This window comes from Nocardia thailandica NBRC 100428, assembly GCF_000308795.1.
Lineage (GTDB): Bacteria > Actinomycetota > Actinomycetes > Mycobacteriales > Mycobacteriaceae > Nocardia > Nocardia thailandica.
Genome location: NZ_BAGK01000018.1, coordinates 1 through 1,243, shown reverse-complemented (window position 1 = coordinate 1,243; position 1,243 = coordinate 1). Strand labels below are relative to the sequence as shown.

The window sequence follows — 1,243 nt, the reverse complement described above, 5'->3', positions numbered from 1 at the left end:
GCCCCGCCGCCAGCGCGGCCGCACCGGCGAGCGCGCCGAGGTCGGCCGCCGCCTGCGCCCGGTGCCGGGCGACGACGACCACACCGACCTGACCGACGAGCACCGTCGCGCACAGCAGCCCGGCCAGGGCCAGGCAGGCCGCCACCGTGGCACCGCCCCGGTCGCCACGCACCGGTGTCACGCCGGTTCCCCCGGCTCGAGCACGGCCACCGCCTCGCCCGACAGTTCCAGGCCCGGCAGCAACGGCGCGCGCGCCGTGACCACCGCCACCACGCGATCCCCGTCGGTCCGCAGCGTCACCGCCGCACCCGCGGGCGCCACCTGCCTGGCCGCCGATTCGGCGCGCGCCCGGTCACCCCGCGCGGCCAGCCGCGCCGCCTCGCGGGCGGCGTCGACACAACGCACCTGCGCCGACGCCGCGAGCACCGCACCGAAACAGAGGGCGACGACCACGACCAGCGCGGCGAGCGCGATCGCGGCCTCCACCGTCACCGACCCTCGATCGTCATCGAGAGTTCTTGCCGCACACTGTATTACACGGACGTGTTGAGCGCCTTGTCGATGATCTGGGTCAGCGCGTTCACGATGCTGTCCCCGGTCACCACCCCGTACAGCACGGCGCCGAACGCCGCCGCGGCGATGGTCCCGATGGCGTACTCCGCCGTGCTCATCCCGCTGTCGTCGAGTAACAGCCTGCTCAGCCGCTCCCGCACCGCCGTACAGAAGACCCGCGCACCGCCGAGCCCCCGGCGCATCGCTCCGATCGTCATCCCGCTCCCCTCTCTTCCACCTCCACGCGGACGGCCCGCGCGGAGAAGTCGTGTACGCGCCGGTCACGGCAGCCCGCCGTTCCCGAGCACCCGCCCGGCCAGCCCGATCACCACGGGCACGATGCCCAGGCAGACGAAGGCAGGCAGGAAGCACAGGCCGAGCGGCCCGCCGATGAGCACCCCCGCCCGTTCCGCCCGGGCCACCGCCGCGTCCTCCACCGCCGCGCGGCGATGGTCGGCCAGTTCGCCGACCGCGGCGGCCAGCGAGGCTCCGGACCGGGCCGAGCGGCGCGCCATCCGCGCCAGCGACTCGACGTCGTCGGCGCCGGGCAGTCCGGCCGCGTCGGCCGCCGCCCGCTCCCAGGCCGAGGCCGGGTCCGCCCCCAGCACCAGCAGGTCGGCCGCCCGGGCCAGCGCGGCGCCGAGAACCTCCGGCGCGCTCGGAGCGCTCGCCCGCGCCGCCGCCGACATCG

The 1,243-nt window shown here is 76.7% G+C and carries 4 protein-coding genes; all 4 read right to left on the bottom strand.

The window, feature by feature from the left end:
* On the bottom strand, positions 1–181 hold a 181-nt coding region (locus tag ON36_RS01685), incomplete at its 3' end, for a pilus assembly protein TadG-related protein (RefSeq protein ID WP_043646965.1).
* Entirely contained in the window at positions 178–492 is a 315-nt protein-coding gene (locus ON36_RS01680) for a TadE family type IV pilus minor pilin (protein ID WP_043646962.1), read from the bottom strand. The genes ON36_RS01685 and ON36_RS01680, both read right to left, overlap by 4 nt.
* A gap of 41 nt (positions 493–533) precedes the next feature.
* A complete protein-coding gene (locus tag ON36_RS01675) occupies positions 534–755 on the bottom strand; it encodes a DUF4244 domain-containing protein (RefSeq protein ID WP_043646959.1) in 222 nt (73 codons plus the stop codon).
* A 78-nt stretch (positions 756–833) separates the two neighbouring features.
* Positions 834–1,243 (bottom strand): type II secretion system F family protein (locus ON36_RS01670; protein ID WP_043646957.1); only part of this gene is annotated, 410 nt, incomplete at its 5' end.

Bases quoted from the DNA above. Each gene is read 5' to 3' on its own strand.
- ON36_RS01675 (WP_043646959.1), bottom strand. From the start codon at position 755: ATGCGCCGGGGGCTCGGCGGTGCGCGGGTCTTCTGTACGGCGGTGCGG.